15 protein-coding genes are annotated in these 16105 nt (G+C 62.6%); 8 read left to right on the top strand and 7 right to left on the bottom strand.

Annotation, left to right across the window (positions count from 1 at the left end):
• Nucleotides 1-299: 299 nt before the first annotated feature.
• The 5 genes from hscB to E1958_RS06090 are packed head-to-tail and all read right to left on the bottom strand — an operon-like array spanning nt 300 to nt 3434.
• Nucleotides 300-869: a Fe-S protein assembly co-chaperone HscB gene (gene hscB, locus E1958_RS06110; RefSeq protein WP_207787734.1), complete on the bottom strand. Its 570-nt coding sequence runs from the start codon at nt 867-869 to the stop codon at nt 300-302.
• A gap of 58 nt (nt 870-927) precedes the next feature.
• A complete protein-coding gene (gene iscA / locus E1958_RS06105) occupies nt 928-1251 on the bottom strand; it encodes an iron-sulfur cluster assembly protein IscA (RefSeq protein WP_133511086.1) in 324 nt (107 codons plus the stop codon).
• Complete coding sequence (iscU, locus tag E1958_RS06100) at nt 1248-1643, bottom strand: Fe-S cluster assembly scaffold IscU (protein ID WP_089725778.1); 396 nt, start codon at nt 1641-1643, stop codon at nt 1248-1250. Before iscU ends, iscA begins: the two co-directional genes overlap by 4 nt.
• A 42-nt stretch (nt 1644-1685) precedes the next feature.
• Entirely contained in the window at nt 1686-2900 is a 1215-nt protein-coding gene (locus tag E1958_RS06095) for an IscS subfamily cysteine desulfurase (RefSeq protein WP_133511085.1), read from the bottom strand.
• A gap of 42 nt (nt 2901-2942) precedes the next feature.
• On the bottom strand, nt 2943-3434 hold the full coding sequence (locus E1958_RS06090) for an Rrf2 family transcriptional regulator (RefSeq protein ID WP_133511084.1): 492 nt from the start codon (nt 3432-3434) through the stop codon (nt 2943-2945).
• 729 nt (nt 3435-4163) lie between these two features.
• On the opposite strand from E1958_RS06090, the gene E1958_RS06085 reads away from it, so the two are divergent.
• The 7 genes from E1958_RS06085 (at nt 4164) to moaB (ending at nt 11677) form a co-directional block, all read left to right on the top strand.
• The gene (locus E1958_RS06085; RefSeq protein ID WP_133511083.1) at nt 4164-5459 is read left to right on the top strand and encodes an AAA family ATPase; all 1296 of its coding nucleotides are present in this window, start codon (nt 4164-4166) and stop codon (nt 5457-5459) included.
• A complete protein-coding gene (locus tag E1958_RS06080) occupies nt 5456-6049 on the top strand; it encodes a hypothetical protein (RefSeq protein ID WP_133511082.1) in 594 nt (197 codons plus the stop codon). The genes E1958_RS06085 and E1958_RS06080 overlap by 4 nt, the downstream gene beginning before the upstream one ends.
• A gap of 331 nt (nt 6050-6380) precedes the next feature.
• A complete protein-coding gene (mutS, locus tag E1958_RS06075; RefSeq protein WP_133511081.1) occupies nt 6381-8987 on the top strand; it encodes a DNA mismatch repair protein MutS in 2607 nt (868 codons plus the stop codon).
• A 678-nt stretch (nt 8988-9665) separates the two neighbouring features.
• A complete protein-coding gene (locus E1958_RS06070) occupies nt 9666-9920 on the top strand; it encodes a type II toxin-antitoxin system HicA family toxin (RefSeq protein ID WP_133511080.1) in 255 nt (84 codons plus the stop codon).
• Between the two features lie 8 nt (nt 9921-9928).
• On the top strand, nt 9929-10198 hold the full coding sequence (locus tag E1958_RS06065) for a type II toxin-antitoxin system HicB family antitoxin (RefSeq protein WP_207787979.1): 270 nt from the start codon (nt 9929-9931) through the stop codon (nt 10196-10198).
• 196 nt (nt 10199-10394) lie between these two features.
• Nucleotides 10395-10766, top strand: a complete 372-nt coding sequence (locus E1958_RS06060) for a diacylglycerol kinase (RefSeq protein WP_133511078.1) — start codon at nt 10395-10397, stop codon at nt 10764-10766.
• Nucleotides 10767-11146: 380 nt separating this feature from the next.
• The gene (gene moaB, locus E1958_RS06055) at nt 11147-11677 is read left to right on the top strand and encodes a molybdenum cofactor biosynthesis protein B (RefSeq protein WP_133511077.1); all 531 of its coding nucleotides are present in this window, start codon (nt 11147-11149) and stop codon (nt 11675-11677) included.
• Nucleotides 11678-12419: 742 nt separating this feature from the next.
• Here moaB and tsaB read toward each other — a convergent pair.
• The gene (gene tsaB, locus E1958_RS06050; RefSeq protein ID WP_133511076.1) at nt 12420-13097 is read right to left on the bottom strand and encodes a tRNA (adenosine(37)-N6)-threonylcarbamoyltransferase complex dimerization subunit type 1 TsaB; all 678 of its coding nucleotides are present in this window, start codon (nt 13095-13097) and stop codon (nt 12420-12422) included.
• A gap of 161 nt (nt 13098-13258) precedes the next feature.
• Here tsaB and E1958_RS06045 point away from each other — a divergent pair, with 161 nt between their 5' ends.
• On the top strand, nt 13259-13915 hold the full coding sequence (locus E1958_RS06045) for a riboflavin synthase (protein ID WP_133511075.1): 657 nt from the start codon (nt 13259-13261) through the stop codon (nt 13913-13915).
• Between the two features lie 401 nt (nt 13916-14316).
• Here E1958_RS06045 and E1958_RS06040 read toward each other — a convergent pair whose 3' ends face one another.
• Nucleotides 14317-16101, bottom strand: coding sequence for a sodium:solute symporter family protein (locus E1958_RS06040; RefSeq protein WP_133511074.1), 1785 nt, complete (start codon nt 16099-16101; stop codon nt 14317-14319).
• Between the last annotated feature and the right edge of the window lie 4 nt (nt 16102-16105).

The raw sequence follows: 16105 nt of genomic DNA, 5'->3' as shown, positions 1-16105 counted from the left end.
ATAAGCAACGGGTTAGAGCCGCCTGATCGCTGAAAATACCTATTTTTCAAGGTGCCTTTATGGGGGTTGGTGCGGTTCGCGCCTCCGCGTGGTGCCATCCTGTAAGACCTACCGCGCTCACCGCATCCTACCGGCTTTGCCCAACCTACGAGCTTCGCCCCGCTCTCGCCGGGAGAGAGCCTGCTCCGAGCGCAGCGAGGGGGCCAGGAGAGGGGATCAAAAAGAAACCGGGAGTGGTCGGTGAACCTCTCAACTGCTCTCACTTAAAAATTTACCACTACCCTAAATGTCAACACGCCCTAGGAAATACCTTCCAGCTCCGCCTCCAGATTCTCCGCCTCGACCCGGCACTTGGCGACGAATTGCAACTTGCGCACACGTTCCCGCGCCGCTTCCAGGTCCGGCGCCGACGGGGCCTCCAGCAAGGCTTCCAACTCACTCGTCAGCACGCGGGCATGGTCGGCGAGGCGGTCCAGGATCTCACCGACCGCGGTCACGGGGTCCGGTCGGTCTTTGACCTGGGCCAGGGCCTCGCGTAGCTCCATCTGCTCCATCAGGAATGCCGCGTCTTGGGTCGATGCCGGCTCGTCGCTCCAAGCGCCGGTGTGCAGCGACAGCAAATAGCGCGCGCGTGCCAGGGGCTCCCTGAGGGTCTGGAAGGCCTCGTTGACGCGGGTGGAGGCCTGCATGGACAACCGCCGCTCGCGGGCGCCCGCCGCGGCATAGCGATCCGGATGCAGCGCCTGCTGCAGGGCATGATAGCGCTCCGCCAGCAGGACGCCATCCACCCGGTAGCTCATGGGCAACCCGAAGAGCTCGAAGTGGTTCTTGGAGAAATCCAACACGGGGGATTTAGAGGCCGTTGACATTTAGAAGGCCCACCCGGCGGACCCTCCAGTCAATCAAATGGTCGGCTGTCAGGACGACCTAGACATTGAAGCTCTCGCCACAGCCGCAGGCGTCCTTGACGTTGGGATTGTTGAATTTGAAGCCCTCGTTGAGCCCTTCCTTGGTATAGTCGAGCTCGGTCCCAGCGAGGTAGAGCAGGCTCTTGGGGTCCACGATGACCTTGATCCCCTGGTCCTCGAAGACCTGATCGTCGGCCCCCAGCTCATCCGCGAACTCCAGCACATAGGCCATGCCGGAGCAACCGGAGGTCCGGACACCGAGGCGCAGACCCAATCCCTTACCGCGGTTGGCGAGAAATTTACGGACGTGATCCGCCGCCACCGCCGTCATGGTGATACTCATGCTTCGACTCCCGGGGCGTCCTGCTTCCGGGTGTAGTCCTGAATGGCGGCCTTGATGGCATCTTCCGCCAGTACCGAACAGTGAATCTTGACCGGCGGTAGGGCCAGCTCATCGGCGATGTCCTGGTTCTTGATCTGTTGGGCCTCATCCAATGTCCGGCCCTTGACCCACTCCGTCAACAGGCTGCTGGAGGCGATCGCCGAACCACAGCCATAGGTCTTGAAGCGGGCATCCTCGATGACGCCCTGATCACTGACCTTGATCTGCAGGCGCATCACGTCACCGCAGGCCGGTGCCCCGACCATGCCGGTGCCCACCGTGGCGTCGTTGTCGAACTTGCCCACATTGCGCGGGTTCTCGTAATGGTCCAATACCTTTTCGCTGTAAGCCATGGTCTGTTACCTCGCGACAAAAACCTCAAAACCGGGCGGGCGTCAGTGCGCCGTCCACTGGACGGTGCTCAAGTCGATGCCGTCTTTGTACATATCCCACAAGGGCGATAGCTCGCGCAGTCGTTCGACCTGAGAGCGGATCTTCGCGACCGCGAAGTCCACCTCTTCCGAGGTCGTGAACCGCCCGAGCGAAAAGCGGATGGAGCTGTGCGCCAGCTCATCCTCGCGTCCCAGGGCCCGCAACACATAGCTCGGCTCCAGGCTGGCCGAAGTGCAGGCAGAGCCCGAAGATACCGCCAGGTCCTTCAGGGCCATGATCAGGGACTCGCCCTCGACGAACGCAAAGCTCAGATTCAGGTTCCCGGCCACCCGCCTGTCCCAGTCACCGTTCAGGACGACCTGCTCCATATCCTTGAGGCCGTCCCACAGGCGATGGCGGAGGGCCAATACGCGCTCGTTCTCCGTAGCCATCTCCGCGCGCGCAATCCGACAGGCCTCGCCCATGCCGACGATCTGGTGCGTCGCGAGGGTACCAGAGCGCATGCCGCGCTCATGGCCACCGCCGTGCATCTGGGCCTCCAGCCGCACCCGCGGCTTCCGCCGCACATAGAGGGCGCCGATACCCTTAGGGCCGTAAATCTTGTGGGCCGAGAAGGACATCAGGTCGATGTTCATCCGTTCCAAATCGATGGGGACCTTACCGGCACTCTGGGCGGCATCGACATGGAACCGGATCTTGCGCGCCCGGGTCAGCTCGCCGATGCCTGCGATGTCTTGAATGACACCGATCTCGTTATTCACATGCATGATCGAGACCAGGATGGTGTCGTCCCGCAGGGCGGCTTCCAGCTTGGCCAGATCGATGAGGCCATTGGGCCGGGGGTCGAGATAGGTGACCTCGAATCCCTCCCGCTCAAGGTGGCGGCAGGTGTCCAAAACCGCCTTGTGCTCCGTCTTGGCGGTGACGATATGCCTGCCCCCTTTGTGGTAGAAACGGGCAAGGCCCTTGATCGCCAGGTTATCTGACTCGGTAGCGCCGGAGGTCCAGACGATCTCCTTGGGATCGGCGTTGACGAGTGCCGCCACCTGGCGGCGGGCCTCGTCCACCGCATCCTCCGCTTCCCAGCCGAAGGAATGGGAACGCGAGGCCGGGTTACCGAACCTCCCCTTCGGGGTAAGATAGCTGCACATCTTCTCGGCGACCCGGGGGTCGACAGGGGTGGTCGCCGAGTAGTCCATGTAGATAGGTAGTTGCATTTTTATAAGACTCCGAAACGCTTGGCACCGCCTACCGAATGATCAGGCACCGGCGCTCAACCCCCCGCTGCTGCGGCCCTCGATCCTGACCTCGGGTCCCTGCGGATCCCGACGCTTGGCGCTGCCCCATCCCCCTTTGCCGTCGGCCAGATCCTGCAGACTGATGCGGTCGAGGTATTCGTAGATCTGAGTGCTCAGATCCTGCCACAGGTCATGGGTCAGGCAGGGACCTTGGTTCCGGCAGTTATGGGCGCCGCCGCAACGGGTGGTATCCACGCGCTCGTCCACCGCGGAGATGACCTCCGCCACATGGATCTCGGACGCCTTCCGCGCCAAGTTGTAGCCGCCGCCGGGGCCACGCATGCTCGAGACGAGCGCGCGCATACGCAGTCTGGAGAAGAGCTGCTCCAGATAGGACAAAGAAATGCCCTGACGTTGCGCGATGTCCGCCAACGGGATTGGTCCCTGCCCGCGATGGATCGCCAGATCGAGCATCGCGGTGACGGCGTAGCGCCCTTTCGTAGTCAATCTCACGGGTGAATCGCTCCTGCCTCGAGTGAAGGCTTGAGAAGCTACAATAACCAACTCATTCAGTCAAGTATTAAGTTGCACCACTGTCCGGCATTATTCGGTGCTGCCTGAGCAGGCGTCGTGTTGCGTTACGCCGCGTTCGAGGCCGTGCTCCCCCAAGCGTTTCCCCGCGCGGCTAACGCAACCTACACCCAAAGCGAGGTCCGCGCGGGCAGACAGCGCGGGCAGTAACCGTGGGTATAGGTTGCGTTAAGACGCCGACACCGGCGCTACAGCCCGCGTAGGGCGGGAAAGCGTCAGCGCATCCCGCCGCTTCCCTCTGGCTCCCACACTCCAGCGTGGGAGCCAAATTCACGCTCCAGCGTCATGAAACCTGGTCCCGAGCGGAGCGAGGAATCTCGGCCGCTGGAGCGGCCACAACGGCATTCCCACGCTGGAGCGTGGGAACGAGCCAAACCATGGACAAAGACGAAGCTCGTAGGCTGGGGTGAGCTTGCGAACCCCGGCCTACGGTCCTGGAAGCGCCGGCGGTCCGCACCGCGGACCCTACCCATTTTTTAATCTGCAAGTTACGCAGATTTCCACGGATTAAAGCGATTGTCCGATTGAAAACAACGGGGCATCTTCGTCTCGTCCGGCCAGTTGAGCTTTTCAAGGTGGCCTTGAGGGCACTATCCTCATGCTCCTCCCCCTGATTCAGAGGGCGCATATCACCGAATGGAGTGAGCAATCATGCTGCGCCGATTAGAGCTGATTAGATTCAAGAGCTTCCGGGACGCGACTGTTGACTTCGGGTCACTGACCTTGCTTGTCGGCGCCAATGCCTCCGGCAAGAGCAATCTGCGGGATGCACTGCGCTTTCTCCATGGCGTCGGTCTGGGGTATCCGCTGGCCGAGATCCTGGGGGAGAAATATGGTCCCGGCGGCATCCTCCAGTGGCGAGGCATCCGTGGCGGTGTCCGGGAGGTAGCCTTCAGAGAGGCATCCGGTTTTGCACTCGCATGCACAGTGCAGCCACCCCAGGCGAAGTCACGTCCTTACGCGCATCTCGAATATGGTCTGGGAGTGGATCTCTCCAACGAAGGCATTGGTCCACGGGTAACACGGGAAGCGTTGTATACGCGGCAGGATTATCTGTGGGATTCGGACCCGGAGGATGATCCCCCCCCGCAGCAGGACGAGCATCATATCCGGGTTCGTCATCGTCGCGGCGGGAATCCCCAGGAGCCTGGAAGAATCTCCGACTTCTCCGCGACTCGCCCCGTGCTTTCCCAGTTTCCTGACCGGAATGATGAGCCCTTGAATGTCCGCCGGGCTTGCACCAGCGTGCTGGAGATCTTCCAGGACATTCGCTTCCTGGATCTGGATCCGAACGCCATCCGCCAACCGTCACAGCCGGGGCAGGTGATACTCGGCGATCGGGGTGAGAACCTGTCCTCGGTATTGCACGGCATCTGTCAGGACCCTGCGCTCAAGAACCAGCTCCTCGGCTGGCTCCGGTCGCTCACCCCGATGGATGTCGTGGACTTTGGATTTCAGACCGACCTGTCGGGACGGATCCTCGTGCAACTCGTGGAGGCCAACGGTCAAAAGGTCTCCGCCCTCAGTGCCAGCGACGGCACCCTGCGGTTTCTGGCCCTGGTCGCCGCACTGCTCAGCCCGGATACCGGCCGCATCTTTTTCTTCGAGGAATTCGACAACGGCATCCATCCCACCCGGTTGCATTTGCTGCTGCAGCTGGTCCAGCAGGTCTGCAAGGATCAGCAGATTCAGGTCATCGGCACCACCCACAATCCGGCACTGCTGGGTTTCCTGGAAGAAGAGGCGCTGGCAAACGCTGTATTGGTCTATCGAACGGAGGCCACCGCGGATTCCCGGATACAGCGGATCTCGGACCTCCCGGACATCAAGCGGGTCCTCAAGACCGAAGACCTTGGAGCGCTGCACGCCGCGGGATGGCTCGAAGACGCCGCCTGCTTCTCCGAACCCGACGCAGGAGAGTCGGAAAGGGGGGGAGATTCGGAATGAGCGTCAATGTCCTGATCATCCCCGAGGACTTCCGCAAGGACCAGCATGTACTCAAGCCCATCATCGAGAAGATGATGGCGAGCATCGGCGTGCGTGCACGGGTGCGAGTCTGCATGGACCCGAAGCTCGGCGGGATCGGTGCAGCCCTGAAGTGGGAGCACATGCAGAAGATCGTCAACCGTTACCGGGGCATGACGCGGGTCTTCCTGCTCATCGTCGATCGCGACTGCGATGAAAACCGCAGGGCAAAGCTCGATACGCTGGAACAGAAGGCGGAAACACTGCTCGCAGGGACCGACTGTTATTTTCTGGCGGAAAACGCCTGGCAGGAATTAGAGGTCTGGGTCCTCGCCGGCATGTCCGATCTGCCCAAGGACTGGCACTGGCAGGAGATACGGCAAGAGTGCGATCCGAAGGAAAACTACTATGTGCCCTATGCCCGCCAGCGGAATGTTGATAAGGATCCACATGCAGGCCGGGAGCCCTTGGCGAAGAAAGCCGCCACAAACTACCTACGCATCCGCCGGCTCTGCCCGGAGGACGTTGCAACGCTCGAAACCCGTATTCGCGTAGTGCTGGGTACCGGCTGACGTCTATGACCCCGCAGCAGGGTGTCGCAAAAGCCCGTAGGATGTGGTGAGCGCCTACCCGCCCCGTCCCTGGGGCGGGTAGGCCGCGAACCGCATCGTCGGAGACTGCCGTAACCAACGTAGTGTGGGACAGGCCGCCATCCATCGATGCGGTTCGTGCGGAGAAAGCAGGTACCGGCCGGCAGGCTCTAAACCACCACTCTCACCGCATCATCGATGCGGTTCGCGCTAACCGGCCGTGCAATCCTGAGTCGCCAACCGCGCTCACCACATCCTACAATCTCGGTTCCGTCGCCCGAGCTGCAGCCCGTCGCTGTAAGACCCAGCCCCCATGAGCAAAGAACCGGTCGCCGTCAAACACTCCCCCGTCATGGAGCAGTATCTCCGCATCAAGGCGGATTACCCGCAGCTGTTGCTCTTTTACCGCATGGGGGATTTCTACGAGCTCTTCTTCGAAGACGCGGAGCGGGCGGCCCGTCTGCTGGATATCACCCTGACCAAGCGCGGCCAGTCCGGCGGCCGGCCGATCCCCATGGCCGGGGTTCCCTACCACGCGGTGGAGACCTATCTGGCCAAGCTGGTGCGCCAGGGCGAATCGGTGGCAATCTGCGAGCAGATGGGGGATCCGGCCAAATCCAAGGGTCCGGTGGAGCGGGAAGTCGTCCGCATCGTCACCCCCGGTACCCTGACCGACGAGGCCCTGCTCCAGGAGCGCCGGGACAATCTGCTGGCGGCGGTCTGCGCCGGCGATGACGGCTATGGCCTCGCCTGGCTGGAGCTCTCCAGCGGCAGTTTTGCGGTGCTGCAAGTACCGACGCTGGAGGCCCTGCGCAGCGAGCTGGCGCGGCTGCGGCCCTCCGAGACCCTGGTGGCGGAAGACAGCCGCCTGCCCGAGGAGCTGGATCTGGAGGGGGGCATTACGCGGCGTCCGGTCTGGCATTTCGAGCCGGACAGTGCCCACCGTCTGCTGTGCGGCCAGTTCGGTACCCGCGACCTGACCGGGTTCGGGTGCGCCGAGCTGCCACTGGCGGTAGGGGCCGCCGGCTGCCTGCTGCAATATGTCCAAGACACCCAGCGCAGCAGTCTGCCCCACATCCGCGGCCTCACCACCGAGCAACGGGACGCTTCCCTGATCCTGGACACCGCCACCCGCCGCAACCTGGAGCTCGTGACCAGCCTGAGCGGTCGTTCCGAGCACACCCTGGCGGGGATCCTGGACCGCACCATCACGGCCATGGGCGGCCGTCTGCTGCGGCGCTGGCTCGGTCGCCCCCTGCGCTGCCAGGACACCATCCGCCGCCGCCACACCGCCGTCGAGGAGCTGATCGGAGGCGACGCCTTTGCCCCGGTGCAGGAGGGCCTGGCCGGGATCGGCGACCTGGAGCGTATCCTGGCCCGGGTGGCCCTGGGCTCGGCGCGGCCACGGGATCTGGCGGTATTGCGCGACTCCCTGGCGTACCTGCCCGATCTGCAGGCTACCCTGGAGCCCTTGCAGGCCCCCCTGGTGCGGGAGCTGTCCGCAGCGATCGGGACCTTTCCCGAGGTGGTGGAGCTGCTGCAACAAGCCGTCATCGACAACCCGCCGGTGCTGATCCGCGACGGGGGCGTGCTGGCGTCCGGTTACGACCAGGAACTCGACGAGTTGCGCGACCTGGCGACCAATGCCGACCGCTTCCTCCTGGACCTCGAAGCGCGGGAACGTGCACGCACCGGTATCGACAATCTCAAGGTCAGCTACAACCGGGTCCACGGCTACTACATCGAGGTGAGCCGCAGCCGGTCCGAGCAGGTCCCGGCGGAGTACGTCCGACGTCAGACCCTGAAGGGTGTCGAACGCTATATCACACCGGAGCTCAAGCGGTTCGAGGACCGGATACTGAGCGCCCGCGAGCGCGCCCTGGCCAGGGAAAAGGCCCTCTACGAAGCGCTGCTGCAACGGCTGACGCAATGGCTGGCGGAGCTCCAGACAGCCGCCGCCGGCATCGCCGCCCTAGATGTGCTCTGCAACCTGGCGGAACGCGCCGCTACCCTGGACTGGGTGCGGCCGGAGCTGACCGACGAGCCGCTCATCGAGATCGCCGACGGCCGCCATCCGGTGATCGAGCAGGTCATCGACACCCCCTTCGTGGGCAACGGGGTGCGGCTGGACGAGGACCGCCGCATGCTGATCATCACCGGACCCAATATGGGCGGCAAATCCACCTTCATGCGACAAACGGCCCTGATTACGCTCCTGGCCTATTGCGGCAGCTTCGTGCCCGCCCGCTCGGCACGGCTGGGGCCCGTGGACCGCATCTTCTCGCGCATCGGCGCCGCGGACGACCTGGCCGGCGGGCGGTCGACCTTCATGGTGGAGATGGAGGAGACGGCCAACATCCTCCACAATGCGAGTGACCGCAGCCTGGTGTTGATGGACGAGATCGGCCGCGGCACCAGCACCTTCGACGGCCTCTCCCTGGCCTGGGCCTGCGGCGTCGAGCTGGCGACACGCAACCGCGCCTTTACTCTGTTCGCCACCCATTACTTCGAGCTCACGACCCTCTCCGAGGCCTATCCCGGAATCGCCAATGTCCATCTGAACGCCGTGGAGCACGGGGACACCATCGTCTTTATGCACGCGGTCCGCGAGGGTCCGGCCAGCCAGAGCTACGGGCTCCAGGTGGCGCGACTCGCCGGGGTGCCCGCCGCGGTCATCGAACGCGCCCGCACGCGCCTGCGCGAGCTCGAAGACGACGCCCAACGCCACACGGAACGGGAAGCCGATCAGCTCTCCCTGTTTCCACTGGAACCTCCGGCCCCAATCCAGCCCCCGGCCCCGACCGCGACAACCCCGACCTCCAACTCGGCCCTGGAGGCCCTGCGGGAGCTGGACCCGGACGGACTCTCGCCACGGGAGGCCCTGGAGGCGATTTATCGGTTGAAAGAGCTGGTGGAGTAAGTGAAGTAATAGGAGGTCGCAGGCCAACGCCATTAAGTTAGCGGTTAGCCGTTTGCCGTGGTGGGTTAGAATTACGAAGGAGAAAACTACGAATCGCCCGAATCAGCGCGAATCCATTCGTGAGGATTCGCGCGAGGCGTCTGCTCTGACCGTTGCCGACAGCTGGTCATGGGGTCCGTAAGCCGTCTGAAAGACGGCGGTCCCAGCCGGACTCGTGTCCCCGGAACCGCCGACATCTTGTCGGCCCCTGGGACCGCCGACATTCTGTCGGCTCCCAGGACTACCGATATTTCGTTGGCCCTTCCGGCTAGCGGGTAAAACCTGAATGCCGAGTTGCCGGTCCAAATGGTCATCAGTCAGGCTGAGTGTTCTCGTTCCCAGGCGCTGCGTGGGAACCAGAGACCGGGAGCGGGGCTTTTGCGACACCCTCCCCAGGGACGGGGCGGGCAAGCCGCGAATCGCATCTATGGACGCTGGGCATGCCCGACACGGGTGTTGGGCACGGGCCATTCATTGATGCGGTTCGCGCCACCTGGCAGTGCCATCCTGAAGGATCTCCCACGCTCACCACATCCTACACAGGCTAAAGGCACTCGCGGAACCTCGACACCGGGTATTTACCCGCATGGCCGATTGCGCCGGATGTTCGCTGGTCGCCTGGTATTTAGTATCATTCCCATGAAAGGTAAGCACCGGGAAACGCTGAAAAGGATCTACTCCAGGCCCGTAAGCGCGAACATCCAGTGGCGTGACATCGAGGCCCTGTTTCTTACGCTAGGTGCTGAGGTGATTGAGCGCAAGGGATCGCGCGTTGAGGTATTTTTGTTTAACCAGGTGCGGGTATTTCACCGCCCGTACCCAAGGCCGACCACCGACAAGGGTGCCGTAGCCGGCATTCGCCGGTGGCTCGATGAAAATGGCGTAACACCATGATTAACCTAATGGAAATCGACGGCTATAAAGCCACTATCGAGTATGATCCGGAGATTGAAATGTATCGGGGGGAATTCGTCCGGCTCAAGGGTGGGGCGGATTTCTATGCCGCCGATATCGAGGGCCTGCGGCGAGAGGGCGCAGCCTCGCTGCGAGTTTTTCTGGAGGCCTGCCAGAGACGCGGAATCGAGCCTCGAAAGTCCTATTCGGAAAAACTCGATGTGCGCGTACCTGCCGAAGCTAATCAAGCGGTTAGCGTAGAATGCTCCACCGGCTAAAGCCGGTGGCGTGTTCATCCGCCAACAAACGCCACTGGATACCCATTGAATCGGCTCCGATTGGCGTTGATTGGCGTTCATTTGCGGATGAAAACGAGACCTCCCTACCCCCGGACCTAAATGTCAACACGCCTTAATACAGACAAGCAGAATACCCCGGACCCCTTGGGGTTCACATGCTCAATGGTTTTGCCCCATGGCTAACGGCAAGGTCACCGGGTGGCGCCGCATCATCAGGGCCTTTGGTTTTTCCATGCAGGGTTTCAAGAGTTGCTACCAGCTGGAAGAGGCATTCCGCCAAGAGGTGTGGGCGCTTATCCTGCTGGTGCCGCTGGGCCTCTGGCTCGGAGAGACCCCGCTGGAACGGGCGATGCTGGTCTGCAGCCTGCTGATCGTACCGATCGTCGAGCTGCTCAACTCCGCCATCGAGGCCAACGTGGATCGGGTTGGCCTGGAGCGCCACGAGCTCTCCGGGCGGGCCAAGGATATCGCCTCCGCCGCCGTCTTTCTCAGCATCGCCTTTGCCGCCGCGATCTGGGGCCTGTTACTGATTCCTAAGTGGATGTGAAAGTAGTGTTTTAACTTTGTACAAAAACCGGAAACAAGAACCACGAATTAGCACGAATGCTTCCGGACCGGCACAACAAGCCCCTCTCCCGCCGAGGGTGTCGCAAAAGTCCTTTCGAACCACAGTACCAACAAAGTTAAGACACTACCGACGTAAAAAACCATGACTGAGCCTGAGGTATCCCCACATTATTGCAATCTAAAACAACGAGTTATGGAGCGAATGAGCGGCCACGATGCCCTCATGGCTCGTTCCCACGCTCCAGCGTGGGAATGCCGTTGTGGCCGCTCCAGCGGCCAAGGTTTCATGACGCTGGAGCGTCTGGATTTGCTCCCACGCTGGAGCGTGGGAGCCAGAGGCTGATTTGTGGGGATACTTCAGTGACCGAGCACTTTAAAGACACCGGCTTCATTCCGCTCAGGATCGCGGTCCTTACCGTGTCGGACAGCCGCACCGAGGCCGACGACAAATCCGGCGGCTGGCTCCGGGACCAGGTCGAGATCGCCGGCCACAAGGTGGTCGCCAAGGAGATCGTCCCGGACGATGTCTACCGGATGCGCGCCGTCTTCTCGCACTGGATCGCCGACCCCCAGATACAGGTGGTGTTGGCTACCGGCGGCACCGGCATCACCGGGCGAGACAGCACCCCGGAGGCGATTGCACCCCTGCTCGACAAGCAGATCGAGGGCTTCGGCGAACTCTTCCGTGCCCTCTCCTTTGAGGAGATCGGTCCCGCCACCATTCAGTCCCGGGCCCTGGCGGGCCTGGCCAACGGCACCTTCATCTTCTGTCTGCCTGGCTCCGGCGGTGCCTGCCGGACCGCCTGGGACAAGATCCTGCGGCCCCAGCTCGACCATCGCACCCGGCCCTGCAACTTCGCTCAGCTCATACCGCGGCTGCTGGAGAAATGACCTGGCGCTGGTTTTGAATCGCCGAAGCCCGTAGGGTGGAGTGAACCACATCAATGGTGTAGTGAGCATGACCTCGATTGATGCGGTTCACGCGGCGAGGGTTTACACCGGCCAGCAAGCTCAGAACCACCGCGCTCACCGCATCCTACGTTACTGATTCTGAGTCGCCGAAGCCCGTAGGATGGGGTGAGCCGGCGTAGGATGCGGTGAGCGCGGCAGATCTTACAGGATGCATCACGAAGAGGCGCGAACCGCATCAATGGATGGCCCGTGCCCAACACAAAGATCCCTCCCTGATTTTCATCTGGCTCCCGACGCTCCAGTGTGGGAGCAGATCCCGACGCTCCAGCGTCGATTAAGTGCCTCGGTGGGCTAACCGCCAACACCTATCAGTACAGAGGAGCTGAGTCCGCTGGAGCGGACAAGACAGCGTTCCCACGCTGGAGCGTGGGAACGAGCGCAAAAAAAGGGACCGTAGGCCGTAGGCTGGGTTGCGGCCAGGGACGGCCAAAACCCAGCAATAACCACAGCTGGGGTTCGTTCCTCACCCCAGCCTACCGACTTAAAATCAATCGGTTAGTTTTTAGACAGCCTCTTAACTTAGGAATCACACGAATCGACGCGAATGTTCCCATGGGCACAAAAAATCCAATTCGCGCAGATTCGCGTGATTCGTCGTTTGTGCCCAACACCGCCACAGGCCCTGCCATGGTCGCGTTGCAGTCGTCATGAATTTTGGGTACTAGCCGGAGGAAGTCACCCGCTCGCGGAGATAAAGGGGTCGGGCCTGCTCCGCGGTCACCCAGTGGCCCTGCGCGAGCTCGGCGGCGGCCAGCACCGCAACATCCCGCGACTCACACAGGGTATCCGGCGTCACCGCCAGGAGCCGCGATCCCAGACGCCCGCGCAGCACCTCACCATAGGTGGCCCAACCGCTGCCGACTCCGCTCCAGCTACCACCCGCCGGGAGCGCAACCGCCTCCGGGGAGGCGACCTCCTCCGCCCCCGCCGCTCGCATGAGATCCCCGTCGCCAAGCAGGTAAGACCCCCAGTAGAGTTCCCCCATGCGGGCATCGAAGGCCGCCAAGACCCGGGACGAGCCGTTGGACCGAAAATACCCCTGCGCTAGGGCAGCCAAGGTCGATACCGGCACCACCGGCAGCTCCGCGCCATAGGCCGCACCCTGTACCACCGATGTGGCAATCCGCACGCCCGTGAAGGAACCCGGACCCCGGCCGAACGCCAGGGCATCGAGTCGGGTCAGGCCGATACCGGCCTCGGCGAGGAGCCCATCCATCATGGTCAAGACCAGCTCCCCATGCCGGCGCGGCTCCCGCGCCAGGCGTTGCCTGAGCTCAGTGCCGATCAGGAGCGCCGCGGAGCAGGCTTCACCGGAGGTATCGACGGCAAGAATGTTCAAGCTGAGGGAGGCAGAGGGTAGAGAACGGAGGATCCAAGGGTCCCTGTTTCAACAGGAAAAAACAACTCACGTTGAATGTCTTCTGCTCGCCTGAGCAGTACACTTGCAGGACTTGGATTATAGTAGCAGATCAGCCTGGGCACTCAACTTAGGGCAAGACCATGTTCACGGGCATTATCCGAGCCATCGGCGAGATCCATACCCTGGAGCCCCGCGGGGGCGATGTTCGCTTGACCCTGGGTACGGGCAAGCTCGACATGACGGGCATTGCTCCCGGCGACAGCATTGCGGTCAACGGGGTCTGCCTGACGGCGGTGCTCGTCGCAGGTTCCGACTTCGCGGCGGACGTATCCCGCGAGACCCTGGCTTTGACCACGCTCGGAGACCTGCGGACCGGAAGTCGGGTGAATCTGGAGCCGGCCCTGACCCTGGCGACGCCCCTCGGCGGCCATCTGATGAGCGGCCACGTGGACGGCCTGGGCAAGGTGCTGGATCGTCACCAGGACGCACGCTCGATCCGGTTCAGAATCGAGGCGCCCCCGGAGCTCGCGCGCTACATCGCGCACAAGGGGTCCATCGGCGTGGACGGTGTCAGCCTGACCGTCAACGGCGTAAAGGGCCGGGTATTTGAGCTCAATATCATTCCCCACACCCTACAAGAAACCATCATGAGCGCATACGGTCCGGGGACCCGGGTCAACCTCGAGGTGGACCTCCTCGCCCGTTATCTCGAGCGCCTGGTACTCGGTGACAAGGCCGCGGACCCCGATGCCCAAGGCATCACGGCAGCATTCCTCGCCGCGCATGGGTTCGCCTAGCAGGTCATTCCAGCTAACGAAAAAGCCCCGCCTGAGCGGGGCTTAAGGAAGACACCGGGTCTTGACGGCGCGTCAATGGGCAGGGGCCTCTCCGACACTCCTGGGGACCCGGATGTTCACGCTCGTTCCCACGCTCCAGCGTGGGAACGGCATCTTGTCCGCTCCAGCGGACGCAGCTCCTCGGTGCTGATAGGCGTTGGCTGTTAGCCGACCGAGGCGCTTAATCGACGCTGGGGCGTCAGATCCCTCCTCCGTCGGGACCAGGTCTGCTCCCACGCTGGAGCGTGGGGAGCCAGCCGAAATTCCTCGCCGCGCATGGGTTCTCCTAGCAGGTCATTCCAACTAACGAAAAAGCCCCGCCTGAGCGGGGCTTAAGGAAGACACCGGGTCTTGACGGCGCGTCAATGGGCAGGGGCCTCTCCGACACTCCTGGGGACCCGGATGTCCTCGACCAGGTGTTGGATATGCTCCGGCGGCTCCGCGGTCACCTTCGAGACCAGGATCGCCACCCCAAAGTTGACCAGTGCCCCAACCGCCCCGAAGGCATTCGGCGATATCCCTAAGAACCAGTGCGGTTCCAGGTCGCCCAAGAACGCGGTGCCGGGGACGAAGAAGATACCCTTGTGCTGGAACACATAGGCCATGGTCACGCCGATACCCGCGATCATGCCCCAGATGGCGCCGGTCTTATTCACCTTCTTGTTGAAGATACCCATCATCAGCACCGGGAAGATGGAGCTCGCCGCCAGACCGAAGGCGATGGCCACGGTGCCGGCCGCGAAGTCCGGCGGGTGCAGACCGAAGTATCCGGCCAGGACGATGGCGCCGGCCATGGAGATACGTCCCGCCAGCAGCTCTCCCTGCTCCGAGATGCCGGTCCAGAACACGCCCTTGAGCAGGTCATGGGAGATGGCCGAGGAGATGGCGAGCAGGAGCCCGGCGGCCGTCGAGAGCGCGGCCGCCAGACCGCCGGCTACCACCAGCGCGATGACCCAGTTCGGCAGACCGGCGATCTCCGGATTGGCAAGGACCATGATGTCCTTGTCGACCTTGACCATCTCATTGCCCCTCCAACCGAAGGACTCGGCCTGGGCCGCGAATGCCTCGTTCTTGTCGTTGTAGTACTGAATGCGCCCGTCGCCGTTCTTGTCCTCGAACTGCAAGAGACCTGTGGTCTCCCAGTTCTTGAACCACTGCGGACGCTCGTCGTAGACCAGGTTGCCGGTCTCTTCACCGACGGGACCGACCTGGATGGTCTCCAGCAGATTCAGGCGAGCCATGGCACCGACGGCGGGTGCCGTGGTGTAGAGAATGGCGATGAACACCAGGGCCCAACCGGCCGAGCTACGGGCGTCGGCGACCTTGGGTACGGTGAAGAAGCGGATGATGACGTGGGGCAGGCCCGCGGTCCCGATCATCAGCGACAGGGTGTAGACGAACATGTTGAGCTTGCTGCCCATGACCTGAGTCGAATACTCCTTGAAGCCGAGCTCCGTAACCACCAGGTCCAGCTTGTCCAGCAGGTAGGTTCCGGAGCCGTCGGTCATCTCGCTACCCAAACCGATCTGAGGGATCGGCATTCCCGTCAGGTTGAGCGAGATGAAGATCGCCGGGATCGTGTAGGCGAAGATCAGCACACAGTATTGGGCGATCTGGGTATAGGTGATGCCCTTCATGCCGCCGAGAACGGCGTAGATGAACACCACCCCCATGCCCACATACAGGCCCCACTCATAGCTCATCTCCAGAAACCGGGAGAAGGCCACGCCGATCCCCTTCATCTGACCGATGACATAGGTAATGGACGCAATGATCAGGCACAGGACGGCCACGATGCGAGCGGTCTTAGAGTAGTAGCGCTCGCCGATAAACTCCGGCACCGTGAACTTCCCGAACTTGCGCAGATAGGGCGCCAGCAGCATGGCCAACAGCACATAGCCGCCGGTCCAGCCCATCAGAAACACCGAGGTGCCATAGCCGCCGAAGGCGATCAGGCCCGCCATGGAGATGAAGGAGGCGGCGGACATCCAGTCCGCGGCGGTCGCCATCCCGTTGGCGATCGGGTTGACACCCTTGCCGGCGACGTAGAACTCGCCGGTAGATGCGGCGCGGGCCCAAAACGCGATGCCGATGTAGACCGCGAAGGTCACGCCGACGATGATGTAGGTAAGAACTTTTAGATCCACCGAT

The sequence above is a fragment of the Candidatus Thiosymbion oneisti genome (genome assembly GCF_004359955.1).
Lineage (GTDB): Bacteria > Pseudomonadota > Gammaproteobacteria > Chromatiales > Chromatiaceae > Thiosymbion > Thiosymbion oneisti.
The sequence above is the reverse complement of the archived record's forward strand: the minus strand, read 5'-3'. Positions and strand labels throughout refer to the sequence as shown.